At 57.6% G+C, this 24,739-nt stretch carries 18 protein-coding genes and 1 pseudogene; 6 read left to right on the top strand and 13 right to left on the bottom strand.

The window, feature by feature from the left end; translation table 11 throughout:
• Positions 1-53: 53 nt before the first annotated feature.
• From KGA98_RS16070 to acnA, 8 genes are all read right to left on the bottom strand, one after another.
• Positions 54-1,361, bottom strand: a complete 1,308-nt coding sequence (locus KGA98_RS16070; protein ID WP_159389598.1) for an oligosaccharide flippase family protein — start codon at positions 1,359-1,361, stop codon at positions 54-56.
• 63 nt (positions 1,362-1,424) lie between these two features.
• Positions 1,425-2,327 (bottom strand): nitroreductase family protein, encoded by a 903-nt coding sequence (locus tag KGA98_RS16065; protein WP_159389599.1) that lies wholly within the window; start codon positions 2,325-2,327, stop codon positions 1,425-1,427.
• 266 nt (positions 2,328-2,593) lie between these two features.
• Positions 2,594-3,985: an undecaprenyl-phosphate glucose phosphotransferase gene (locus KGA98_RS16060; RefSeq protein WP_223502795.1), complete on the bottom strand. Its 1,392-nt coding sequence runs from the start codon at positions 3,983-3,985 to the stop codon at positions 2,594-2,596.
• 617 nt (positions 3,986-4,602) lie between these two features.
• Positions 4,603-5,109 (bottom strand): transcription/translation regulatory transformer protein RfaH, encoded by a 507-nt coding sequence (gene rfaH, locus KGA98_RS16055; RefSeq protein ID WP_223502774.1) that lies wholly within the window; start codon positions 5,107-5,109, stop codon positions 4,603-4,605.
• Positions 5,110-5,163: 54 nt separating this feature from the next.
• Positions 5,164-7,404, bottom strand: coding sequence for a polysaccharide biosynthesis tyrosine autokinase (locus tag KGA98_RS16050; RefSeq protein ID WP_223502773.1), 2,241 nt, complete (start codon positions 7,402-7,404; stop codon positions 5,164-5,166).
• Between the two features lie 24 nt (positions 7,405-7,428).
• Positions 7,429-7,863 (bottom strand): low molecular weight protein-tyrosine-phosphatase, encoded by a 435-nt coding sequence (locus KGA98_RS16045; RefSeq protein ID WP_007974078.1) that lies wholly within the window; start codon positions 7,861-7,863, stop codon positions 7,429-7,431.
• Between the two features lie 216 nt (positions 7,864-8,079).
• The gene (locus KGA98_RS16040; protein WP_223502772.1) at positions 8,080-8,868 is read right to left on the bottom strand and encodes a CPBP family intramembrane glutamic endopeptidase; all 789 of its coding nucleotides are present in this window, start codon (positions 8,866-8,868) and stop codon (positions 8,080-8,082) included.
• 271 nt (positions 8,869-9,139) lie between these two features.
• Positions 9,140-11,881, bottom strand: a complete 2,742-nt coding sequence (gene acnA / locus KGA98_RS16035) for an aconitate hydratase AcnA (protein WP_223502771.1) — start codon at positions 11,879-11,881, stop codon at positions 9,140-9,142.
• Between the two features lie 298 nt (positions 11,882-12,179).
• On the opposite strand from acnA, the gene rlmM reads away from it, so the two are divergent.
• Positions 12,180-13,253 (top strand): 23S rRNA (cytidine(2498)-2'-O)-methyltransferase RlmM, encoded by a 1,074-nt coding sequence (gene rlmM / locus KGA98_RS16030; RefSeq protein WP_223502770.1) that lies wholly within the window; start codon positions 12,180-12,182, stop codon positions 13,251-13,253.
• Between the two features lie 6 nt (positions 13,254-13,259).
• Here rlmM and KGA98_RS28685 read toward each other — a convergent pair.
• A pseudogene (locus tag KGA98_RS28685) lies at positions 13,260-13,346 on the bottom strand (outer membrane lipoprotein carrier protein LolA); the annotation flags it as partial.
• A 98-nt stretch (positions 13,347-13,444) separates the two neighbouring features.
• Between KGA98_RS28685 and tusA the strand changes: the two are divergent.
• Entirely contained in the window at positions 13,445-13,696 is a 252-nt protein-coding gene (tusA, locus tag KGA98_RS16025) for a sulfurtransferase TusA (RefSeq protein WP_056721984.1), read from the top strand.
• A 126-nt stretch (positions 13,697-13,822) separates the two neighbouring features.
• Here the strand turns inward: tusA and KGA98_RS16020 are convergent, their stop codons facing one another.
• The gene (locus KGA98_RS16020) at positions 13,823-15,217 is read right to left on the bottom strand and encodes an MATE family efflux transporter (protein WP_057715662.1); all 1,395 of its coding nucleotides are present in this window, start codon (positions 15,215-15,217) and stop codon (positions 13,823-13,825) included.
• Positions 15,218-15,472: 255 nt separating this feature from the next.
• On the opposite strand from KGA98_RS16020, the gene pdxB reads away from it, so the two are divergent.
• Positions 15,473-16,615 (top strand): 4-phosphoerythronate dehydrogenase PdxB, encoded by a 1,143-nt coding sequence (gene pdxB, locus KGA98_RS16015; RefSeq protein ID WP_223502769.1) that lies wholly within the window; start codon positions 15,473-15,475, stop codon positions 16,613-16,615.
• Positions 16,616-16,863: 248 nt separating this feature from the next.
• On the opposite strand, the gene KGA98_RS16010 is transcribed toward pdxB, so the two are convergent.
• Entirely contained in the window at positions 16,864-17,043 is a 180-nt protein-coding gene (locus tag KGA98_RS16010; protein WP_150812426.1) for a PA1571 family protein, read from the bottom strand.
• 251 nt (positions 17,044-17,294) lie between these two features.
• Here KGA98_RS16010 and KGA98_RS16005 point away from each other — a divergent pair, with 251 nt between their 5' ends.
• Positions 17,295-19,082, top strand: a complete 1,788-nt coding sequence (locus tag KGA98_RS16005) for an ABC transporter transmembrane domain-containing protein (RefSeq protein ID WP_223502794.1) — start codon at positions 17,295-17,297, stop codon at positions 19,080-19,082.
• A gap of 99 nt (positions 19,083-19,181) precedes the next feature.
• Here the strand turns inward: KGA98_RS16005 and KGA98_RS16000 are convergent, their stop codons facing one another.
• Positions 19,182-21,110 (bottom strand): transglycosylase SLT domain-containing protein, encoded by a 1,929-nt coding sequence (locus KGA98_RS16000; protein WP_223502768.1) that lies wholly within the window; start codon positions 21,108-21,110, stop codon positions 19,182-19,184.
• A gap of 215 nt (positions 21,111-21,325) precedes the next feature.
• Between KGA98_RS16000 and KGA98_RS15995 the strand changes: the two genes are divergently transcribed.
• Positions 21,326-23,245 (top strand): ATP-binding cassette domain-containing protein, encoded by a 1,920-nt coding sequence (locus tag KGA98_RS15995; RefSeq protein ID WP_008022990.1) that lies wholly within the window; start codon positions 21,326-21,328, stop codon positions 23,243-23,245.
• A gap of 183 nt (positions 23,246-23,428) precedes the next feature.
• Here KGA98_RS15995 and KGA98_RS15990 read toward each other — a convergent pair whose 3' ends face one another.
• A complete protein-coding gene (locus KGA98_RS15990; RefSeq protein ID WP_046041383.1) occupies positions 23,429-23,869 on the bottom strand; it encodes a universal stress protein in 441 nt (146 codons plus the stop codon).
• 104 nt (positions 23,870-23,973) lie between these two features.
• Between KGA98_RS15990 and KGA98_RS15985 the strand changes: the two genes are divergently transcribed.
• Positions 23,974-24,411, top strand: coding sequence for a hypothetical protein (locus KGA98_RS15985; protein WP_090454096.1), 438 nt, complete (start codon positions 23,974-23,976; stop codon positions 24,409-24,411).
• Positions 24,412-24,739 lie beyond the last annotated feature (328 nt).

Below are 24,739 nucleotides of genomic sequence, written 5' to 3'. Positions count from 1 at the left end.
GAGTTTGGCTCGACTGTTACTTGGTAGTAGTCAAGCGTATTCATTTCTTGGCTTTAGTGAGGCGTGTTTTTTTGAGGAGATAAGTCGGCGAATACATAGTTTCTGTTGGCTCTCAGAAATAAGCTGGCTAAAACCGAAAAGGATATAACGAGTGACGCTGCCCCGGCGTGTACGCCAAGAATAGGAATTAGCGAGGTAGTAGCTATAACGCTAATTGCGGCGGTCAGCCCCATGTACTTTATTTTTTTTAACATGTAGGTGCCGGTAATCAGAGTTGAGCCAGCACTGCTAGCAATATAAAAAATTGGGATAACCCAGATTAAGTAGTTTATTATTTTAATAGATTCTTTATATTTATTTCCAAATACATATTCGATGAGGTAAGGGGTTATTAAGTACATGCAAAACGCGATGAGCAACCCAATAGCCCCCATCGCATAATTTCCAATTATGTAGGTTTTATAGAGAAGCGCGCGGTCTTGATGGGCCCAACGGTGCATTTTGGGGAGCAAGAACTTTTGATAAATTATTCCCGGTAAAATGGCAGCTGCTGTTATCAGAGTGAAACCTACGCTGAAATTTCCGGCTGTTTCTGCGCCCAAGTAATGATTTATTAATACAATGCTAAATTGAAAATATATAAGGTGGAAAAGTCCAGATACACCAAATGGCCACGACTCTTTGAATATTCTACCAGTAGTTATGTTTCTTTGTGTTAAGTCATGTATATCTCTGTGTTTGTGGCCTTTTAGCTTGATCTTTCCTTTTTTTAAGTTGCTAATTTTTGCTATTGCAAATGGTGCCATGAGTATCGCTGTAAAAGCGAATATTGCAGATATAACAACTTCGTTGATTTGAATGCGAAATATCAAGGTTGCAATCGCGAGAAGGGTGAGTTTTAAAACAGATTGCGTTAACTGCCAAAGGGAAAGAAGAGTGTAGTTTTCTTCAAGCTGAAAAATGCTGCCGATTAACTCAGTGAAAAGATTCGGGAGAATTATAAAAGACATCAATGTTGCGGCAAGTATTAAACTGGTCGTTTTTTGAGTTGTGAAGGCTAGCGCTATCAGGAAGATCCAGGTTGTTAGTGTGCTTATTGTGACGAATCGAAGTGTTGCAGGTACCCATTCCATTCCATCCCAGCCATATTTTCCGAATGTTTTTAATAGGTACTGGGAAACACCAAAGCCACTTAGCGGAGCAAGAGTAGAAGTCAGAAAAAAAATAGAGGAGTAATTGCCAAGAACTTCAGGGGAGACATTTCGAGCAATTAGGATGTGTGTAGCAAAACCTAACCCTGAAGCGATTAATGATCCCAGGGATAAAATCATTAGATAGAATGAGTTTTTTTTGTACGACACGAATTTTTTGCCAGTTTATTGATTGGGCGTGCAGTCAGTTCTTACCATTTATTAAGTGGTCGCTCACATGTTGGTGTACTGAATTGCAATTTCGTTTTGTGCTCTGCGTTCTGATTTTGGCACTACTGCTCCTTCTGCAGGATATCCAATAGCTAGATACATGATGATCCTTTCATGATCAGGGATGCCACCAACAATATGGGCTTGGTTATCGGCAGTTGGTGAAACGCACCAGTTTAAGCAACAGGAGGAAATGCCTTTACTCTGCAGGGCGAGAATAAGGCTCATACTCAACAGGCCGCCGTCGATGAAAGGCTGGTTTCTCTCGCTTCCGTCAAAAAAGTATCGGGTGTCAGAAGTGATTATTAATAGAGTAGAAAGAAGGTGTCCAAATCCGCGGTTTCCGTTTTGGAAAGTTAGTAGTTTTGTTATTTGGTCAGGGTCTTCATATATTCGAACTTTGCAGGTTTGTCTATTGCAAACGCTTGGGCTTAAGTTGGCAATATTAATGCATTCTTCGATAGTTTCAGTTTCCACTTTTTTTGGAAGGTAATTTCTAACGCTTCTACGCATAACCATTAGGGTTGAGAACTCTTCCCATAACAGATTGTTTGGTTTTGAAATTGGGATGGGGGTTTTAAATTGATTTGGTGATTCCAGGTTTGCTGCTAGTATTGTTTCTATTTTTTCTTTTAGAGACTGATCTGATGTGCTTGGTAAAGGTGTGTTAGCTATGAAGTCTCTATAGGCTCTTAATGTTTCTATGGCCCCGAAATATATAGGGTTCGCCGTTTTAAACCCATTTTCATTCCAGCGGTTTATAAGTGTAATGGTAGCAATGGCAGGTTGCTCACCAAAAAACCGTTTTGGTCCCGGCATGCATAAGCCTTTTTCCAGTTTGTGATACTGAAAAATTAGTTCTGAACTAAGTTTTCCATAATCAGCGGTGGTGGCTGGCCAATTCATGTATTTCCAAGATGTTTTTATATCTCGGAGATAATAACTTATTTTTATTATGCGTTTTGTATAAGGGATTACGCTGGGTGCAAATCTACGTAGTGCTTTTTTGACTGTATTAAGAGGAGATATGCTCATGAGGTCTTAGTTTTCTCAGCAATATACGTTAACCGATCGTCATTTCTGGTTGGATAAATAGCTGCGGAGACGCGCCGCTAATCGCCTAGTGAGAGCGTACAGAGTGGACTATTTTCAGATCAGTTACAGAAATTCGACTAATAAATGTTTTTTGACAAGAGAGTAAAAGGCGTTTTAATCAATATCTTGATGTCCAGCCACAATGACCAGTTATTGATGTAAGCCAGATCTAGCTCTACACGCTTTTCCATTTTGTCGATTGTTTCGGTTTCGCCGCGATAGCCACTGATTTGGGCCAATCCGGTAATGCCCGGTTTGATTCGGTGGCGAGCCATGTACGCGTCGATTTTTCCTGTGTAGTAATCGTTGTGAGCGACGGCGTGAGGGCGGGGGCCAACCAGCGACATACGACCCTGAAGAGCGTTGAAAAGCTGTGGCAATTCGTCTAGGGAGGTACGGCGGATGAATTGACCGACCCGGGTTATTCGCGGGTCGTCTCGGCTAGCCTGTTTGACCTCATGGTCGTCATGGAGCCGCATCGAACGGAACTTCCAGACCTTGATGATCTTGCCGTTCCAGCCATGGCGTTTCTGTTTGAACAGGATGGGGCCAGGGGATGAGCATTTGACGGCGATGGCGGTGGCCAACAATACCGGGCTGAGGAGAATGATCGCAATGAGTGCGACGGTCCGGTCCATTATCGCTTTAGAGGCAGCGGCGGTGGGGTAGGACGTCAGTGGGCTCTCGTTCAAGTGAATGGCGGGAAGGCCTTCGATATCACTTACGGAGTGGTTGAGCAGGATCAGGCTTTGCAGATCTGGGGTCCAGATGACGTCGACGCTGGAGTCCAGCAGGTCGATGTACAGGCCTTCGATCTGCTCGGCTTCTGTCAGCGGCAATGCGATGTAGAGGCGCCGAATCTGGTGGGTTGCGATCAGGTCCCGCAGGTGGGCAAGGCTGCCAATCACCGGGTACAGGCCATTGCTGGGCGAGGGTTGGTCGTCCGCGGCTACCAGGCCAACCAGTGGTTCGTTTCTATTGCGAACCAATTTGTCCGCGAGTTCTTGGGCCAGGTCGCCGGTGCCGATAATCAGCGAGGTGCGGGCGGCTTGCAGCTTTTGCTGGTAACGACGGGAGAGGTTGTGCAGCGGCACATAGAGGCACGCTTGAAGTGCGAAACCGCCGAGCGCGAGGCCAATAATAACTTCGCGGGAAAAAAGCTCACTGGTTTTGGTGATAAACGCCACGACGGTCAAGCCGGAGAGTAGCAGCAGCCAGCCAGCCAACAATCGGCCTAGTCCTACCAAATAACCATGGTGTTTATGGTAGACCTGCATCATGGAGTAGGAGGGTACCGAGCCGAGCAGTATGAATGCCGCGAGTATCCGGTAGTGGGCTTCGACTTCCCCGGTCTTCATGGTTGCCAGTGCACAGAGCAGGAGGATGAGTGCGCAGATTGCGCCAAGCCATTGGGTCCAGAACGTAAGACCGCGACCGACTGGTAGCGTGGTGTTGCGCTTGCGAATCAAAATAATGTCCCTTGCGTCGATTTGGACATAGCCTTCCTGGGCATGCCTGCTGTCTGGAGTGTTCGCGCCATGCAGCTTTGGTTGCTGTTTGAGCCTCTGGCACAAACCGGTCTGTGTCGTGGCGTTTCCCTTATCCGTGACAGGGAACGCACTCGCCTTGGCCAATATCAAGGTTTTGGGCACGCTACCGCCCCAGGATTGACCGTTGGTTTCCTGAGAACGTGCGCCGTGGGTGCGACGAATGAGCCGATGCGCGAGCGCTGGCAGTTTATTTTGGGGATGAGGGAGTCAATCGGGCAGGCCGAGCCATGCCTCAGCAGAGGACTATGCGTCTGTTCCTTGACGGCGGCACAACGGGGGGGCTGTGCAAGGCATCCTGCCGGAGTGAAGTGGTTAACCTCAGCCGAGGGTGCATTCTACTGAATTCGTAGGAAAAGTGAAGACGAATTTGTAGGATGGATCCAATAAAAGCGGCGTTTTTATTGGGCGAGGAGCGGTTTTTAGCCAGATTTGCTGTGGTTCGGGCATGGTTCGACATTGCAAGCAATTTCAGCGCTCGCAAGTCAGTCGTTGGTGTTTATTTTTGTTGTTTTAGGTGAGCAAAACGATAGGGGTGATCAGGTTTTTTCTATTGCGTCAATCGGGATGCTGAGGGTGTGTTCGCGGTGCAAGAGCTGGAGCAGGATCACGATGCGTTCGGCACCGTCGCGGGCCAGGAAAATCGCTTCCAGTTCCTTATAGCTGCCGCGGTTGATGCGCACCCTGTCGCCGGGTTCGAATGCTGCGGACGCTACGGGAGCCTCGTTGAGTTGCTGTTGCAATTGCTCGATGAGATCGTCAGCGACCGCAATCGGTAGTTTGCCGAACGTCACCAGTTGGTTGACTCCGCGGGTAGAGCGGATCGGGTGCCAATTATCGTTGAGTTGGTCGAGCTGGATAAAAAGGTAGCCGGGGAAGAGAGACTCCACTGACGTGCTGCGGCGACCGCGCTGAATACGTTCGATCCGTTGAGTTGGTCGGTAGCAAGTGAAGCTCTGGCGAATCAGGTTTTCCTCGGCGCGGGCATCTTGCCGGGGTTTGCACTGGATCAGGTACCAGCGTGGGGGAGGATGCGGGCGAGGCATGCTAAGGGCTCTCATGGGTGAATCAGGGCAGCGGCGCTGCCCTGATGTCCGGTGTCACTTTTTGTCCGAGGCGTATTCGTATTGATAATAGCTGTAGCTGCCGTAGCCGTACGCCGAAGCTTTGCGTTCCACGGCGTTGAAAATCGCACCCTTGACCACGATGCCGTTCTGTTCGAAGCGGCGCTTGGTCACTGCGATCTCTTTGGCGGCGTTTACGCCGAAACGGGTCACGATCAGGCTTGTACCGGCCTGACGGCCCACCAGAGCGGCATCGGTCACTGCGAGGATTGGCGGGGTGTCGATGATCACCAGGTCGTACTGGCTGCTGACTTGCTCCAGGAACTGGGTGAAGTTGCTGTGCATCAGCAGTTCGGATGGGTTAGGTGGGATCTGACCGCGGGTGATGACGTGCAGGTTGTCCACTTCGGTGGAGTGGGTTGCCTTGTTCAGGTCAATTTTTCCGGCGAGCAGGTCGGACAAACCGTTGCTCACGTCCATGCGGAACATTTTGTTCAGGTAGCCTTTACGCATGTCGGCGTCGACCAGCAGTACCTTTTGTCCGGTCTGGGCAATGATCGCGGCCAAGTTGCACGAGACGAAGGATTTACCCACGGCCGGGCTTGGGCCGGAGATCATCAGGATGTTGTTCTTCGCTTCAAGGGTCGCGAAGTGCAGGCTGGTACGCAGGCTGCGCAACGATTCGACGGCGAGGTCGGCGGGGTTGTTGACGGCGAGCAACAGTGAGCCAGTAGAAGCGCGGCTGTTGCCCTTCAACGTACCTTCAATCTGGGACTGGCCCTTGCTGAGAGGGATCGACGCGTAAACCGGGATGCCGAGTTGTTCGATGACCTCTGGGTCTTCGACGCCGCGATTCATCATCTTGCGGATCAGAACGAAAGCTACGGCGACCAGCCCGCCAAGCAGGGTAGCAATCAGCACGATTAACGCTTTTTTCGGCTTGACCGGTTTTTCTATGTTCGCGTCTGCGGAATCGATCACCCGAACGTTGCCGACTGTGCCGGCGCGGACGATATCCAGCTCTTGGGTTTTGTTAAGCAGTTGGGTATATATTTCAGTGGTGACTTGCATGTCACGCGCTAGGCGTAGTAGTTCCTGCTGGGTTTCAGGCAGGTTTTTGACCTTCTTTTCCAGCGCGCGCTTTTGTTGATCGAGTTGACCCATTTGAGTCATCAAGGCCTGATAGGCTGGATGTTCTCGGGTGAATCGATGTTCCATCTCAGCTTGCTTGAGCTTCAACTCCGAGATCGCAGTTTCCAGGGCGACGATCTGATCCAGTACAGCCTTAGTCTCGATGGTGATATCTACAGAGCGCGCGCTGGTCTGATATGTATTCAACTGGCCTTCGGCCTTTTCGAGTTGTTTGCGCACGTCCGGTAGCTGGGTCCGCAAAAAGTCCAAGCTTTGCGCAGCTTCAGCAGAGCTTCGCTGGACGTTCTGCAGCACGTAAAGTCGAGTGATTTCGTCCAGTACTTTGGTGGCCAGAATTGGATCTTCATTTTCTAGAGATAACCCGATGATGCCGGATTCTTTGCCGCGCTCGTTAGCTGCCACGTCCTCCTGATACTGAAGAATGGTATTGAGGCGACGCTGCTTAATGACGTTGAACAGTGCACCAGCATTAGCATTTAGCGTTGCAACTTGCAGCTTGAAACCATTTTGCTCGACTTTTTCCCCTACTTGACCACGAACGAGTACCTCGTCGTTATCATTCAACAAGGTGAAAGCAACACCGCCTTCCGCGCGTAGAATCAAAGGCTCACCTAAGTAAACATCTGGCACTTCCAGCTGAAAAATGTTGAGCTTTTCCCCGCCCCACGTGAAGCTGTTCATGCCAAACGTCGGCGTGGCCACCTCGTTTTCACTGACAGGCTCAAAGCGCCGGCTGAGAAAATGACCGATCAACGGGAAGTAATTTGGCTCAATGAGGATGTCGAGATTGAGGTTTTCGACAGCCTTACCCAGCACAGCTCGGGACTTGAGCAGCTCAATCTCGGTTACTGCCGGGGATGTACCACCGAACATATCGCTCATTTCCGCCATGCCGCCCAAGGCCGCAGCCATGCCGCCTTTTTTCTCTTCAACCTGCACCAGCGCATTCGCCTGATAAATCGGCGTCGACAACAGTGCATAGGCAACACCCACCGCGCAAAAGAACGCAGTGATGCCAACAATGATCCATTTGCTATCGATCAAGGTGCCGAAGAGTGCGAGCAGATCGATGGCGTCATCGTCGTCGCGGTGTTCCTGGATGGGGAGGCTGTTTGGGCTTTGCATGCGGGGTACTTTTACAAGGGGTGATTATAGTTTTTGCGACCAGCTGTCGACGCCTTGCGTCATCAGTTGGTAGACGTGTTCGAAGGCGACCTTCTGTTGGCGATAGGGGTCGGGGATTTCCTGGTTGTTCTGCCACTTGCCCAGCAGGAACGTTTTGCCCTGTGCTTCCGGCGCCATTTGCACGATGCGTTTAACGTGGCCTGTTTCCATGGTGAGGATCAGGTCAGCCTGTTGCAGCAGTTCGCGGGTCAGTTGCCGGCCTTTGTGGTCCGGGTGGTCGCCATTGTGTTCGCGCAAGACTTCCAGCGCGGTGCTGTCCATGGGTTTGTCCACCAGGGCGTGGATGCCCGCTGAACTCACATCAATGCCGCGCTCGGCCAGTCTGCTTTTCAGCAGGGCCTCGACGGTGGGGCTTCGGCAGATGTTGCCGATGCAAACGACCAGGATTTTATTGAACATAGGGGCTGCGCAAGTTGCGATATCAAGTGTGAAAACCGCACAGGCAGAAGGAAGGAGAGGCGTCTGGATTCCGTTCCCGCGCAACTGTACGGCTATCTCCGGTGGCTAACTGCTACCGGGGCCATTTTAAAAGCGTGCACTCTAGTGGTGTAGGGGGGGAGGGTCAAGGCTCGGCTGTTACTTTCTGTCATACGGTTGTTTGGTTCGTCGCGGTGACTATCCCGCCATCGGGTAGGTGAACAGTGCGAAGTGCATCAGGTTCAAGCCGAAGTGGCTGAGGATGGCTGCGCCCAATCCACCGAAACGGTAGGCGAGGCCGTAACCGGCCCCGGCCAGACTCGCCAGTACCACCCATTGCCAGCCAGCCCCGGCGTGGGCCAGGCCGAAGATCAGGGACGCCAGCAGCAGGGCGAGGGTTTCACCCTGGGGCAGGGTTTTCATGATCCGGCTCAGTCCGCCCTGGATATAGCCGCGAAACAACGCTTCCTCGACCAGGGTTACCAGCAGCAGGTTGTTGAGCATCCATAGCCAGGCCTGGTCCGGCCATTTCGGCGCCCAGGCGATAATGCCCAGCAACAGTGCACCGCCCAATGCCAGCACGGCGCTCAACGCCAATGACAGCACGGTGGCATATAGGAAGGAGCGCAACGAGCAGCGACCGACAATCCATGGGCAGGCCAACAGCAGCCAGAAGCCGATCAGGGGTTTATCCAGGTTCAGGAACATGGAAAACGGCACGGCGTTTTCGCTGAAACGCTGCAGAGCAATGCCGCGACCGTTATGGAAGCCCGGTAGCCAGTGCAATGCCAGGGCTAGCGCCAAGGCGATGAACAGGCCGTGGCCGAGGATGCGTAGACCAGGGATTACTTGTTGGCGAACGGTGAGGCCTGCGATCAACAGCAGCATTACCGAGATTGCCGCCAGCCAATCGAGGTGACCGTGGGTCAGCGCCAATCCGTAGCCGAGGCAGAGCAGGGCCAGAAAAGTCCATGGCAGGGCAAGCATGTAAAGTCCTTGTGTCGGGATTACGCTGTGCACCCCTAATCCCCTGTGGGAGCGAGCTTGCTCCGGGCGGCGTTCTGACGATGACGGAGTGTCAGGCAACATTGATGCTGAATGTATCGACCGATCGCGAGCAAGCTCGCTCCCACAGGTTGTGTGTCGGACACAATATTTGGGGCGATTCCATTTCAAGTGGCGCGCGATTATAGGGATGTAGGCGACATAAACAAAAACACCGCCCGAAGGCGGTGTCTGTCTGTGTATTGCTCATCAGTTACGAAGCAATCAACTGCCGCAACACATAATGCAGAATCCCTCCGGACTTGAAGTACTCCACCTCATTCAACGTATCGATGCGGCACAACACCTCGATCTTCTCGCGGCTGCCGTCTTCGCGGGTGATGACCAGCGTCAGGTTCATCCGTGGCGTCAGCTCGACGCCGGTCAAGCCAAGGATGTCGAGGGTTTCACTGCCGTTGAGCTTCAGGCTCTTGCGGTTCTGATCCAGCTTGAATTGTAACGGCAGCACGCCCATGCCCACCAGGTTGGAGCGGTGAATCCGTTCGAAGCTTTCGGCGACGACCGCTTTCACCCCCAGCAGGTTGGTGCCCTTGGCCGCCCAGTCGCGACTCGAGCCGGTGCCGTATTCCTGGCCGGCGATCACCACCAGCGGCGTGCCCGAAGCCTGATAGCGCATGGCGGCGTCGTAGATCGACATTTTTTCCCCGGTGGGAATGTAGCGGGTGTTGCCGCCTTCTTCGCCGCCGAGCATTTCGTTGCGTATGCGAATGTTGGCGAAGGTGCCGCGCATCATTACTTCATGGTTGCCACGCCGCGAGCCGTAGGAATTGAAGTCCCGCGGTTCCACGCCTTTGTCGCGCAGGTATTGCCCTGCCGGGCTGTCGACCTTGATGTTGCCGGCCGGGGAGATGTGGTCGGTGGTCACCGAGTCGCCGAGCAGTGCGAGGATCCTGGCGCCGCTGACATCCTTGACCACGGGTGCTGGGCCGCCGATGTCGTCGAAGAACGGCGGGTGCTGGATGTAAGTCGAGTCGTCCTGCCAGACATAGGTCGCCGCCTGCGGAACCTTGATCGCCTGCCATTGTTCGTCACCGGCAAACACTTCGGCGTACTCCTTGTGGAACATGGCGGTGTTGACCTGATTCACGGCGTCGGCAATTTCCTTGCTGCTTGGCCAGATGTCCCTCAGGTACACCGGTTTGCCGTCCTTGCCATCGCCAAGCGGCTCGCGGCTGAGGTCGGTGCGCACCGTGCCGGCCAGCGCATAGGCCACCACCAGCGGCGGGGAGGCCAGCCAGTTGGTTTTCACCAATGGATGCACCCGGCCTTCGAAGTTGCGATTGCCCGAGAGCACGGAGGCCACGGTGAGGTCGGCTTGCTGGATGGCTTTCTCTATGGGCTCCGACAGCGGCCCCGAGTTGCCGATGCAAGTGGTGCAGCCATAGCCGACCAGGGCAAAGCCCAATTCATCGAGGTACTGGGTCAGGCCGGCCGCCTTGTAGTAGTCGGTGACCACTTTCGAGCCGGGGGCCAGCGAGCTCTTCACCCAGGGTTTGCGTTTCAGGCCTTTTTCCACGGCCTTCTTCGCCACCAGCCCGGCGGCCATCATCACGCTGGGGTTGGAGGTGTTGGTGCAGGAGGTGATCGCGGCGATGACCACGGCGCCGTTTTTCAGGCGATAGGTCTGGCCTTCGTAATCGTAATCCGCTTCGCCGGCCATATCGGCATTGCCGACGGCAACACCACCACCGCCTTCACTTTCCAGGCGGCCTTCTTCCTTGCTGGTGGGCTTGAATTGCAGGTCGGTGAAGTCGCTGAACGCTTGCGCGACATTCGGCAGCGTCACCCGGTCCTGCGGGCGTTTCGGCCCTGCGAGGCAGGCTTCGACGCTGCCCATGTCCAGCGCCAGGCTGTCGGTGAACACCGGTTCCTGGCCGGGCAGGCGCCACAGGCCCTGGGCCTTGCTGTAGGCCTCGACCAGTTGCACCGTTTCCAGGGTCCGGCCGGACAGGCGCAGGTATTCCAGCGTGATGTCGTCCACCGGGAAGAAACCGCAAGTGGCGCCGTATTCCGGGGCCATGTTGGCGATGGTCGCGCGGTCGGCCAGGGGCAGGTCGGCAAGGCCGTCGCCGTAGAATTCGACGAATTTGCCCACCACGCCTTTCTTGCGCAGCATCTGGGTCACGGTCAGCACCAGGTCGGTGGCGGTGATGCCTTCCTTGAGCTTGCCGGTGAGTTTGAAACCGATGACTTCGGGAATCAGCATCGACACCGGTTGCCCGAGCATCGCTGCTTCCGCCTCGATACCGCCGACACCCCAGCCAAGCACGCCGAGGCCATTGATCATGGTGGTGTGGGAATCGGTGCCAACCAGAGTGTCCGGGAAGGCGTAAGTGCGGTCGTCCTCGTCCTTGGTCCAGACCGTGCGGCCGAGGTATTCAAGATTCACCTGGTGGCAGATCCCGGTGCCCGGCGGCACCACGCTGAAATTGTCGAAGGCGCTCTGGCCCCAGCGCAGGAACGCATAGCGCTCGCCATTGCGCTGCATTTCAATGTCGACGTTCTGCTCGAAGGCGCTGCTGCTGGCGAACTTGTCGACCATCACCGAGTGGTCGATCACCAGGTCCACCGGCGACAGCGGGTTGATCCGTTGCGGATTGCCGCCAGCCTTGGCCATCGCCGCGCGCATCGCGGCCAGGTCGACCACCGCCGGCACGCCGGTGAAGTCCTGCATCAGCACCCGCGCGGGGCGGTACTGGATCTCGCGGTCGGAACGACGCTCCTTGAGCCACGCGGCCAGTGCCTTGAGGTCGGCACCGGTGACGGTTTTTTCGTCCTCCCAGCGCAGCAGGTTTTCCAGCAGGACTTTCAACGACATCGGCAACTTGTCCAGATCACCCAGGCTTTTGGCGGCCTCGGGCAGGCTGAAGTAGTGGTAGGTCTTGTTGCCGACTTGCAGGGTCTTGAGCGTATTCAGGCTATCGAGGGACGGCATTGCAATCACTCCTTTGAGTCCACACGGCTACGGACTGAGGGGATGGGCAGAACATTAAACCTAGCTCTGTTTTCAGTAGCTGGCTAATAACCGGGCTCTATCGGCAAGCTCCAGCTTCCGATCTCGGCTATCATGCGCCGGTTTTCGTGACAGGCTTTGCTTCAGGGCAAGCGGTCTCTCTTTGTGGGAGCGAGCCTGCTCGCGATGGACGTTAACGATAACGCGTGTTTCCTGAATAAACGCGCCGCCCTTGAGTCCATCGCGAGCAGGCTCGCTCCTACAGGGTCCAGGAGTATTAATGAACACCCTCTTTATGCATTGCCGGCCGGGCTTCGAAGGCGAAGTCTGTTCCGAGATTTCCGACCTCGCCGCGCGCTTGAACGTGGCCGGTTATGCCAAGGCCAAGGCCGCCACGGCTTGCGCCGAATTCGTCTGCACCGAAGAAGACGGCGCCGAGCGCCTGATGCGCGGGCAGCGTTTTGCCGAGCTGATCTTCCCGCGCCAATGGGCCCGGGGGATTTTCATCGATCTGCCGGAAACCGACCGCATCAGCGTGATCCTTGCGCATATGGCGGACTTTCCTCTGTGCGGCAGCCTGTGGCTGGAAATGGTCGACACCAACGACGGCAAGGAACTGTCGAACTTCTGCAAGAAATTCGAAGTGCACCTGCGCAAGGCGCTGATGGCGGCCGGCAAGCTGGTGGAAGATGCCCACAAGCCGCGTTTGCTGCTGACGTTCAAGAGCGGCCGTGAAGTGTTCATGGGCCTGGCGGAGTCGTACAACTCGGCGATGTGGCCGATGGGCATTCCCCGTTTGAAGTTCCCCCGCGAGGCGCCGAGCCGCTCGACCCTGAAGCTGGAAGAGGCCTGGCACCACTTCATCCCGCGCGACCAGTGGGACGAGCGCCTGCATGGCGACATGACCGGTGTTGACTTGGGGGCCGCCCCTGGTGGCTGGACCTGGCAACTGGTCAACCGTGGCATGCTGGTCACGGCCATCGACAACGGCCCGATGGCCGAAAGCCTGATGGACACCGGTCTGGTGCAGCACTTGATGGCTGACGGTTTCACCTTCAAGCCCAAGCAACCGGTGGACTGGATGGTCTGCGACATCGTCGAGAAGCCGGCGCGCAACGCCGCGATGCTGGAAGAGTGGATCGGCGACGGCCATTGCCGCGAGGCGGTGGTCAATCTCAAGCTGCCGATGAAACAGCGCTATGCCGAAGTGAAGCGTTTGCTCGAGCGCATTGCCGATGGCTTCAAGGCCCGGGGTATCAAGGTCGAGATTGGCTGCAAGCAGCTGTACCACGACCGCGAGGAAGTGACCTGCCATTTGCGCCGACTGGACGTGAAGAAACCCAAGTCCCGCTGAAACACCGCAATCCCCTGTAGGAGCGAGCCTGCTCGCGATGGACCTGAGAGCACCACGGGGTGTCAGGTCTCCCGCGTCATCGTTGACGACCATCGCGAGCAGGCTCGCTCCTACAAGGGTACGGCGTTATGCCACAGATGACGTTACACCCGGCAATGCGCGACAATGCCGGCCAGCTTCAGGAGTGAATCATGAGTGAAATGCTTGATACGCCGGTAGACGGCACCCTCGACGCCACCGGCCTCAATTGCCCCGAGCCGGTGATGATGCTGCACCAGCACATTCGTGATCTGGTGCCCGGCGGCCTGCTCAAGGTGATCGCCACTGACCCGTCGACCCGTCGCGATATTCCCAAGTTCTGTGTGTTTCTCGACCATGAACTGGTGGCACAGCACGAAGATGAGGGCACCTACCTCTACTGGATTCGCAAGAAGTCTGTTTAAGCAACAACCCCCCTGTAGGAGCGAGCTTGCTCGCGAAGATAACGAAGGCGCCGTTGGGCATCTGGTTTTTGCGCGTTATCGTTCACGACCTTCGCGAGCAAGCTCGCTCCTACAGGGTTGTGGCGCTCAACCCTGGCTGTTACGAATCCGCCGGCGCGCACTGAGCGTCAGTCGGATCGACAGCATCAGCGCCGCACAGCTCAAGCCGGCAATCAACCCTTCCCACAGCCCGCTCGGGCCGCTGGCCGGACCGAACCAATCGGTCAGTCCCAGCACGTAGCCGACCGGCAGGCCGATGCCCCAATAGGCGAACAAGGTCAGGATCATCGTCACCCGAGTGTCCTGGTACCCACGCAGCGCACCGGCGCAGATCACCTGGATGGCATCGGAAAACTGATACAGCGCGGCATACACAATCAACATCGACGCAATCTGGATCACGGCCTTGTCAGGCGTGTAGATCGAGGCGATAGGTTCGCGCAGGAGCAGGATCAGTGCCGCCGAGAACGCCGCGAACACCAGTGCCGCGCCGAGCCCGACCTTCGCCGCGAAGCGCGCCTGCCAGGGATTGCCGGCCCCCAGTGCCTGGCCGACCCGCACGGTCACCGCCATGCCCAGCGAGTAAGGAATCATGAACAGCAACGAGCTGATATTCAGGGCGATTTGATGCCCTGCCACCACGGTGGAGCCGAGACTGCCGATCAACAGGGCGATGACCGCGAAGATGCTGGACTCGGCGAAGACGGCGATACCGATCGGCAGGCCAATGCTGACCAGGCGCTTGATCACGGCCCATTTCGGCCGGTCGAAGCGCACCAGCACACGGGTGCGGGCATAGAACGGGGCCCAGAAGGTCCAGCCGGCCATGCTCAACGCCATGAACCACATCACGATGCCGCTGGCCCAGCCGCAACCGACGCCGCCCAGGGCCGGTGCGCCGAAATGGCCATAGATCAACGTGTAGTTCAGCGGGATGTTCAGCAGTAGCCCGCACAAGCCAATGACCATGCTCGGGCGGGTCCGACCCATGCCATCGCTGTAGCAGCGCAGCACGTAATAGAACGCCATGCCCGGCAAGCCGAAGGCGATTCCGTGCAGGTAACCCATGCTCGGCTCGATCAATTGCGGATCGACTTTCATCCAGTGCAGGATCGGTTCGGCGCCGAGCAACAGGCCGCTGCCGATCAACCCGACACACAATGCGAGCCACAGTGCCTGGCGTACCAGCGGGCCGATTTCGTCAAACTGCCCGGCGCCAAAGCGTTGCGCGACCTTGGGTGTGGTTGCCAGCAGGACGCCGGACATCAACAGGTAGACCGGAATCCAGATCGAGTTGCCCAGGGCCACCGATGCCAGGTCCCGTGGGCTGACGCGGCCAGCCATCACCGCATCGACGAAGCCCATGGCCGTGGTGGCCAGTTGCGCGATCATGATCGGCAGGGCCAGGCCGAGCAGGCCCTTGAGTTCCAGGCGAACCGGGGTCGTGCGTGGGGCGGCGGTAGTGTCAGTCACGGAATTCACAAGCGAAGCGTCCAGAGGTTTTGATGCGCAGGGCTGCGCATTCTACGCGTTGACGCTTCGGTCAGGAAAAGACTGTGTTGGGTATTTGTAATCGCTCCGCTCTCCCTGTAGGAGCGAGCTCGCTGGCGATGGATGTGAGGGCACCGCGTTCATTCAGGCAGCCCTCGTTATCGTTAACGCCCATCGCGAGCATGCTCGCTCCTACACAGAGATGAATTCTGCGCCTACACTGCCAACCCGCCAAAGGAGCCTGCCATGCTGATTGTTGCCGACGAAAATATCCCTCTGCTCGATGCCTTCTTCGAAGGCTTCGGTGAAATCCGCCGGGTACCGGGTCGCGCCATCGACCATGCCACGGTCGAGCAGGCCGATGTGCTGTTGGTGCGCTCGGTGACCAACGTCAATCGCGCGCTGCTCGAGGGCAGCAAGGTGCGCTTTGTCGGTACGTGCACCATCGGCACCGATCATCTGGACCTGAATTACTTTCAGCAGGCCGGTATCACCTGGTCCAGTGCGCCGGGCTGCAATGCCCGTGGTGTGGTCGACTATGTGCTCGGCAGTCTGCTGACCCTGGCCGAAATCGAGGGTGTCGACCTGACCCGGCGTACCTACGGCGTGGTCGGTGCCGGCGAAGTGGGTGGACGCCTGGTCAAGGTATTGCAAGGCCTGGGCTGGAAGGTGCTGGTGTGCGATCCGCCACGGCAAACTGCGGAAGGTGGAGACTACGTCAGCCTCGAGCAGATCATCGACGAGTGCGACGTCATCAGTCTGCACACGCCATTGACTAAACAGGGTCAGCAATCGACCTGGCATTTGTTCGATGAAAAACGCCTGAACCAGCTCAGGTCCGGCACCTGGCTGATTAATGCCAGTCGCGGGCCGGTGGTCAACAATGCAGCGCTGCGCGACGTGCTGCTGGAGCGCGAAGACCTGCAAGCGGTGCTCGATGTCTGGGAAGGCGAGCCTGAAGTCGATGTGGCGCTGGCCGAACTCTGCGTGCTGGCAACGCCACACATTGCCGGTTACAGCCTCGACGGCAAGCAGCGGGGCACCGCGCAGGTTTATCAGGCCTATTGCGATTTCATTGGGCAGCCAGCCCGGGTCAGCCTGGGCGATTTGCTGCCGGCGCCGTGGCTGTCGCACGTGACCCTCAATGCGCAAAGCGACCCGGCCTGGGCGTTGGCGATGCTGTGCCGTGGCGTGTATGACCCGCGACGTGACGATGCGGACTTCCGTCGCAGTCTTGTCGGCAGTGTCAGCGAGCAACGAGCGGCATTTGATGTGTTGCGCAAGAATTATCCTTCGCGCCGTGAGATCGACGGATTGCAGGTGCGGATCGAGGGGGATGCGCCTGAGTTGCAGAGGATTGTGGCGGCGTTGGGGGCAACGGCAGCCTGATAGACCGCGGTGGCCCCTTCGCGAGCAAGCCCGCTCCCACACAGGATCTATATGCACCACAAATCCCATGTAGGAGCGAGCCCTGCTCGCGATGGTCGTCAACGATGACGCGGGAAACCTGACACCCCGTGGTGCTCTCAGGTTCATCGCGAGCAAGCTCGCTCCTACAAAGAGGGGGTAATTGCCTTTTTTGCCGGCCATAAAAAACCCGGCCAACAATGGGCCGGGTCAAGAAGACGGTGGCTATATCACTTTTGTTCGGCAGGTTTGACCAATCGCTTATCCAGTTCGCTGCAAGCTTTCTGGATCATTTCTTCAGTGATCGGTACTTCGCGACCCTGCTCGTCAATAATCGAGCAACCCAGAGACTGGTCTGGTTGCGTGCGGATCACTTGAATCTTGTCATCGCTGCTGTGTTGCAAGGACATGGCCTGTCTCCTCATCAGGTTGTTAGCTTACTGTAGAACCGCCAGGTGACCGGGCTATGACAACTCCCTGCGATCTTTCCGGGGGGACAGAACCAGTCCAGCAGAAATGCCTTCGCGTGGCTACCCGAACTTTAGACCAATAGTGTCTAGCCTCTAGTGTTGGCGGACATAATTAACCCGACTCATTGTGATTTACAGCAAGCCACCCCATTGAGCGGTATAGGCTGACCCTAATGACTGCCTTGTCCAGGATGATTACGATGCTCTCTGCCCGTCACCGCCGTGCCATTCGCCTGGCCAGTCGCTTCATCGCGCCATATCGCTGGCAGGCCTTTGGCGCCTTGCTGGCGTTGATCGTCACCGCTGGCATCACCTTGTCCATGGGGCAAGGCATCCGCCTGCTGGTGGACGAGGGGTTCATGACCCAGTCACCGCATCTGCTCAATCAGTCCATCGGTCTGTTCATGTTACTGGTGGCGGGATTGGCGATCGGAACCTTTGCACGGTTTTACCTGGTGTCGTGGATCGGCGAGCGCTGCGTCGCCGATATCCGCCGCAACGTGTTCAATCATCTGATTTACCTGCACCCGGGGTTTTACGAAGACAATCGCAGCTCGGAAATCCAGTCCCGCCTGACCGCCGACACCACGCTGCTGCAATCGGTCATCGGTTCTTCGCTGTCATTGTTCCTGCGCAATTTGCTGATGGTGATCGGTGGGATCGTCCTGCTGTTCATCACTAACCCCAAACTCACCAGCATCGTGGTGGTTGCCTTGCCCCTGGTGATCGCGCCGATCCTGATTTTCGGACGCCGGGTGCGTAACCTCTCACGCCTGAGTCAGGACCGGATTGCCGATATCGGCAGTTATGTGTCCGAAACCCTGGGGCAGATCAAGACCGTGCAGGCCTACAACCATCAGGCCCAGGACGAGCGACGGTTTGCCGTGACGGTGGAAGAGGCGTTCAACACCGCGCGCAAGCGCATCTTCCAGCGGGCCTGGCTGATTACCCTGGTGATCGTGTTGGTCTTGGGTGCGGTCGGGGTGATGCTCTGGGTTGGTGGCATGGACGTCATCGCCGGGCGAATTTCCGCTGGCGAGCTGGCGGCGTTCGTGTTCTACAGCCTGATTGTCGGCAGCGCGTTCGGTACGTTGAGCGAAGTGATTGGCGAGTTGCAGCGGGCAGCCGGCGCGGCCGAGCGGATTGCCGAGTTGCTGCGTTCGGAAAACATCATCCTGCCGCCGGTGGCGGGCGCGGTGAAGCTGCCGGAGCGGGTCAATGGCCAACTACAACTGCACAATGTGCGTTTTTCCTACCCGTCGCGGCCGGAAAATTATGCTGTCGACGGGTTGAGCCTGACCGTCAATGCCGGTGAGACGCTGGCGCTGGTCGGACCATCGGGGGCCGGAAAATCCACGGTGTATGACTTGCTGCTGCGTTTTTACGACCCGGCCGAGGGGCGCATCCTGCTCGATGGCGTGCCGTTGACTCAACTCGACCCGCTGGACCTGCGTCGCTGTTTTGCCCTGGTGTCGCAAACCCCGGCGATGTTTTTCGGCAGCATTGAAGAAAACATTCGCTACGGCAATCCGCAGGCGACGTTGGCCGAGGTACAGGAAGCGGCAAAAGTCGCTTACGCCCATGACTTTATCGAAGCCATGCCCAATGGTTACCAGACTCATCTGGGGGACGGCGGCCTCGGCTTGTCCGGCGGCCAGCGCCAACGCCTGGCCATTGCCCGTGCGCTGCTGGTGGACGCGCCGATCCTGCTCCTGGACGAAGCCACCAGCGCCCTTGACGCCCAAAGCGAACACCTGATCCAGCAGGCGCTGCCGACACTGATGAAAAACCGGACCACCCTGGTGATCGCCCATCGCCTGGCCACGGTGAAAAACGCCGACCGAATTGCGGTGATGGACCAGGGGAAACTGGTGGCGGTGGGCACGCATCTGGAGCTGATTGCCAGCAATGCGTTGTATGCGCGGTTGGCGGCGCTGCAGTTCAGTGATGGATTGATTAACGCCGGGGAACTCTTGTAGGAGCGAGCCTGCTCGCGATGGTCGTCAACGATGACGCGGGATGCCTGACACCCAGCGGCACTCTAATGTCCATCGGGAGCAGGCTCGCTCCTGCAGTGATCATTGATCGTCGAAATACCGCTCATGCCAATCCACGATCGGCTGCGGTGAGTTGAGCTTCTCGCCATAGATCACCGAATACGACAGCACGTTTTGCACGTATTGGCGGGTTTCGTCGAACGGAATGCTTTCCACCCACACGTCGAAACTCAAGTGATCGGCACCGCGCAGCCATTGGCGCACTCGGCCCGGGCCGGCGTTGTAGGCGGCGGAGGCGAGGACGCGGTTGCCGTTGAACTGGCTGTGCACCTGGCTCAGGTATGCGGCGCCGAGCTGGATGTTCTTGTCCGGGTTGAACAGTTGCTGTGGCGAGCTATAGGGAATGCTGAACTTGCGTGCGGTTTCCTTGGCGGTGGCGGGCATCAGTTGCATCAGGCCCGAGGCGCCGACCCCGGAGCGGGCATCTTCCATGAAGGCGCTTTCCTGGCGAGTGATGGCGAACGCCCAGCTCGGATGCAGGCCGCGATTCTTCGCTTCACGCACCAGCGTGTTGCGGTGGGCCATCGGGAAACGGATATCCAGATCGTCCCAGTACTGCGCCTGGCTGATGGTGCGAATGGCCGGGAAGTACCATTTCAGGTCGTAGGCCAGTTTGGCCTGGGCGACCATTTCGTCGCGGCTGAAGTGACGGCTGACGTGGTACCACTCGCGGCGCCCGTCGACGATTTGCCCGCGAGCGTGGAACTCCAGGGCACGACGTATGCCGGGGGTGTTGCGCACTTTGTTGATCAGCGCCTGGCTCATCACCAGCGGCTTGTTGTTCAGCGAATAGGGTGACTGCGAGCGATCCGCCGCGAGGAACCCATAAAAGTCGCGCTCACGAGCCACGCTTCGATAAAGGGTCTGGGCTTCCGGGTTCTGCGGTTGCGCCAGCTCCAGGGTGCGGGCCTGCCAGTAACGCCAGCGGTTGGTGGTGGCCAGGTCCTGGGGCAGGCGGCGGGTCAACTGATAGGCATCGTCCCAGCGTGCCAGGCGCAGGAGCAGGCGCAAGCGCCATTCGGAAACCGTGTTGTCGCGCAGTTCCGGATCGTATTTGGTCATGACGTCCAGGGCTCGACTGTCGAAACGTTTGGCGAGGGTCAGCCCGATTTCCCGGGCGATCGCCACTTTTTCATCCCGGGAGAAATGCATGCTGCTGGCGTAACCGTCGAGCAGGTTCATGGCCCTGTCCGGGTCCTGACGAGCCAGGCGGCGCAGGCCGAGGCTGACCACATCGGACATGGCTTCATCGGCCGGGGTGAAGCGTGACGGCTGGTTGAGCAGTTCCGGTTTCTGCTCCACGTCCACCAGCAAGCGACCGCGAGGGGCGAGGGTGGTCATGCCGTTGATCAGGCTGTTGGCCAGGGGGTAGTTGCGTGCCTGGGCGGCGAGTTTCGCGCGTTCCCAGCGTTTTTGCTCGGTCAACTGGCCATCGGCGGCCCACATGCCGAACAGGGCATCGCAGGCTTCGGGCTGGGATTTACCGGTCAGCCAGAGCTTTTCAGTGTTGGCGTAACCTTCGGCTTTGAGGTTGTGGCTGATCTGGTACTGCGCATTCAGGCAGTCCAGTTCGGTGAAGTTCATTTTCGGGTCGTAGTACTTGACGAAGGTCGCCCAGTCGCCCCGTTCCGCCAGCCAACGCAACCAACGCAACTTCATCCAGTTGGCCTGGGGCAGGTCGCCGTGTTCGGCGAGGAATTTCTCGATTTCGGCGTTGCTCGCGGTTTTCAGGCGCGCTGTCAGCTCGTCGTACGCCAGGTAGGGTTCCAGCGGATAATCGGCGAGGGCCTGGCTGTAACGGAAATACGGGCCGCTATCGCCCTTGGCCAGGGCGCGCTTGGCTTCATCGTAATACTGGCGTTGGGTGGACAGGTCCACCGCCTGGGCGGATTGAACGGCAGCGGCAGACAGTAAAAAAGCAGATAAAAGATTGAAAAGGCGACTGCGCATGAGACGTCCGGGCAGAGAAAAATCATGACAAGCGCGGGCCAGGCCCGCGCTGAATTGTCTGTAGCTTAGCCTTTTGCCAGCAGCCGGTGAAAGCTTTGCGGGTCTTCCCGCATCAGTTCGCAACATTTGTCATGCAGAGTGCTACGAGAGTGAAATTGCCGGCCTTCTGAAGCCTCAAGTCAGGTAGAATGCGCGCCCGGTTTTTGGAGAAGCTCATGACCCTGCTCAAATTCAGCGATGTGTCCCTTGCTTTCGGCGCTATGCCGTTGTTGGACAAGGTGTCCTGGCAGATCGCCCGTGGTGAGCGGGTGTGCATCATCGGCCGCAACGGCACTGGCAAGTCCAGCATGATGAAGCTCGTCAAGGGCGACCAGAAGCCCGATGACGGCTCCGTTTGGCGCGCACCCGGGCTCAAGATCGGCGAATTGCCGCAAGAATTGCCGGTGGCCGACGAGCGGACAGTGTTCGACGTGGTGGCCGAAGGCCTGGACGGCGTTGGCGCCTTGCTCGCCGAATATCACCACCTGAGCCAGAACATCGTCACTGACGCCGATCTGGACAAGCTGATGCACGTCCAGCACGACCTCGAAGCCCGCGATGGCTGGCGCTTGCAGACCCTCGTCGACAGCACTTTGAGCCGCCTGCAACTGCCGGCCGACAAGACCCTCGCCGAGTTGTCCGGCGGCTGGCGTCGTCGCGTCCTGCTGGCCCAGGCCCTGGTGTCCGAGCCGGACCTGCTGCTGCTCGACGAACCGACCAACCACCTGGACATCGGTGCCATCGCCTGGCTTGAAGAGGCGCTGAAGGATTTCCAGGGCGCCGTGCTGTTCATCACGCACGACCGTTCTTTCCTGCAGAACCTGGCAACCCGCATCCTCGAACTGGATCGCGGCGGCCTGATCGACTGGAACGGCGACTACGCCAGTTTCCTTGTGCACAAGGAAGCCGCGTTGGCGGCCGAGGAGACCGCCAACGCGCTGTTCGACAAGCGCCTGGCCCAGGAAGAAGTGTGGATTCGCCAGGGCATCAAGGCCCGTCGCACCCGTAACGAAGGTCGTGTACGTGCGCTCAAAGCCTTGCGTGTCGAGCGCAGCGAGCGTCGTGAGCGTACCGGCAAGGCCAATATCCAGCTGGAAACCGCCGACAAGTCCGGCAAGCAGGTCATGGTCCTTGATAACGTGAGTTTCGCTCACCCGGACGGTCCGTTCCTGATCAAGGACTTCTCCATGGTGCTGCAGCGCGGCGACCGTATCGGTCTGCTCGGCGCCAACGGTACCGGCAAGACCACCCTGCTGAAGCTGATGCTCAGCGGCTTGCAGCCGACCAGCGGCAAAGTGGAAGAGGGCACCCGGATCGATGTCGCCTACTTCGACCAGTTGCGCCATCAGCTGGATCTGGAAAAAACCGTGATCGACAACGTGGCCGAAGGTCGCGACTTCATCGATATCGACGGCCAGAGCCGCCACGTGCTGAGCTACCTCGGCGACTTCCTGTTCAGCCCGCAGCGTGCCCGCACGCCAGTCAAGGCGCTTTCGGGTGGTGAGCGTGCCCGTCTGTTGCTGGCCAAGCTGTTCAGCAAGCCGGCGAACCTGCTGGTACTCGACGAACCGACCAACGACCTCGACGTCGAAACCCTCGAGCTGCTGGAAGAGGTCTTGCTGACCTTCAACGGCACCGTACTGATGGTCAGCCACGACCGGGCATTCCTCGACAACGTGGTCACCAGTACCCTGGTCTTCGAAGGTGAAGGCAAGGTTCGCGAGTACGTCGGTGGCTACCAGGACTGGCTGCGCCAGGGCGGCTCGCCGCGTCTGCTGGGCGTGACCGAGAGCAAGTCCGGCAAGGCAGACCTGAACTCCGCGGTGGTGAAGGCCGAGCCTGCGCCGGTTGCGGCAGCTGTCGAAGCGCCAGTGGCGAAGAAAAAGCTCAGCTACAAATTGCAGCGCGAACTGGAGGCGTTGCCGGGGCAGATCGAGGCCATGGAGCAGCAGATTGCCGCCGTTGAAGCACAGATGGCGGATGCCGGCTTCTATCAGCGTCCGGCGGCCGAAACGGCTGCGGTGATTGCTCAGCTGGAGCAGTTGCAGGCTGAACTCGACATCATGGTCGAGCGTTGGGCCGAGCTGGATGCCTGATTGATCCGGTAACAAAAAAAGCCCGGCGTTCAGTGATGAACGCCGGGCTTTTCATATGAAATGCAATCCCCCTGTAGGAGCGAGCCTGCTCGCGATGAACCTGAGAGCGCCACGGGGTGTCAGGCTGCCCGCGTCATCGTTGACGACCATCGCGAGCAGGCTCGCTCCTACAGGGGGGTGTTGTCAGCTTTTGTTTTGCAGGCGCACCGCCAGCACATCGCAAGGCGCGCCATGCAGCACGTCATTGGCGGTGGAGCCCAGCAACAGTGCCAGACCATGCCGGCCATGGCTGCCCACCACGATCAGGTCGCAGGTTTGCTCCTTGGCCAGATGGTGGATCTCCTGGCGTGGCTGGCCGTAGGTCAGGTGGCTGTATTCCCTGGAGAGCTCCGGGTATTTCAGGATCAAGCGGTCAAGGCGCTCCTTGGCCTGATCGAACTGCTGCTGTTGCAGTTGTGACAGGTCCATTGGCACGTCGCCGCCGAAGGCCATCGCCATCGGCTCGACAATGTGCACCAGCGACAATTTCGCACCGTTGCTCACCGACAGTTCGCGAGCGCGGTGAATCACAGGGTCGCACTCTTCGGTCAGATCTACAGCGACCAGAATATGGTTGTAGGGCATGAGGTGCTCCTCCTGAGGGATGCAATATTGGTAAGTATGGCTGGTTTCAAGCGCATTGGTTCCAAAGTGACACAATGGGCTCATTCAAATTCGGGAGTACAGATATGACGGTCTGGATAGTGGTGTCAATCCTGCTGGTGGTGCTGAGTCCGCTGGCATGGTTGCGGCCGTCGCGAGTTCAGAGCGGGCGCATCGCCTTGCGGATGGAGGCTCGGCGCATCGGGCTGGCCATGCAATTGGCGCCTCAGGAGTGGCCGCACTGGCTCAGCCAGGAGCCGCCGAGCCCCTGCGCCCAGTACCATCGTCCTCGACGTGGCAATCAGCCGGCGTGCTGGAGTTACTGGCAAAAATCACCGGGTGTCTGGGTCAATCAATGGCAGGAAATCTGTGAAGACAGGGCACTGCTCGATCATTTCGAAAAATTGCCGGCCAACGTCTACAAAGTCGAGGCGGACAAGCAAATGATCACGTTGTACTGGGGCGAGAAGGGCGAGGCTGAGGTGTTGCAGCAGATCGACGCCACCCTCAAAGCCCTCGCCTGAAACCCGACCCCCCTGTAGGAGCGAGCCTGCTCGCGATGAACCTGAGAGCGCCGCGGGGTGCCAGGCTTCCCGCGTCATCGTTGACGTCCATCGCGGGCAGGCTCGCTCCTACAGGTGTTTTTCGCAGGCAATAAAAAGCCCGACATTCATCATCGGGCTGGAGTTGGCCAGGCAGGCCGGTAAAAACGGTGTTGGCTGATCTTACGCTGGGCATTCGCCAAAAGCGTTCACAATTTTCCCCTGGGTTCCGCCAGCGTAGTTTGTTAAACACGGGCTGCAGCGAATTAGGGCGAACTTTCTAACAATTGATTCTATGAATGACCTTGCA

Origin of the sequence: Pseudomonas sp. BF-R-24 (genome assembly GCF_019947335.1) — a bacterium.
In the GTDB taxonomy this organism is placed as follows: Bacteria; Pseudomonadota; Gammaproteobacteria; order Pseudomonadales; family Pseudomonadaceae; genus Aquipseudomonas; species Aquipseudomonas jessenii.
The sequence above is the reverse complement of the archived record's forward strand: the minus strand, read 5'-3'. Positions and strand labels throughout refer to the sequence as shown.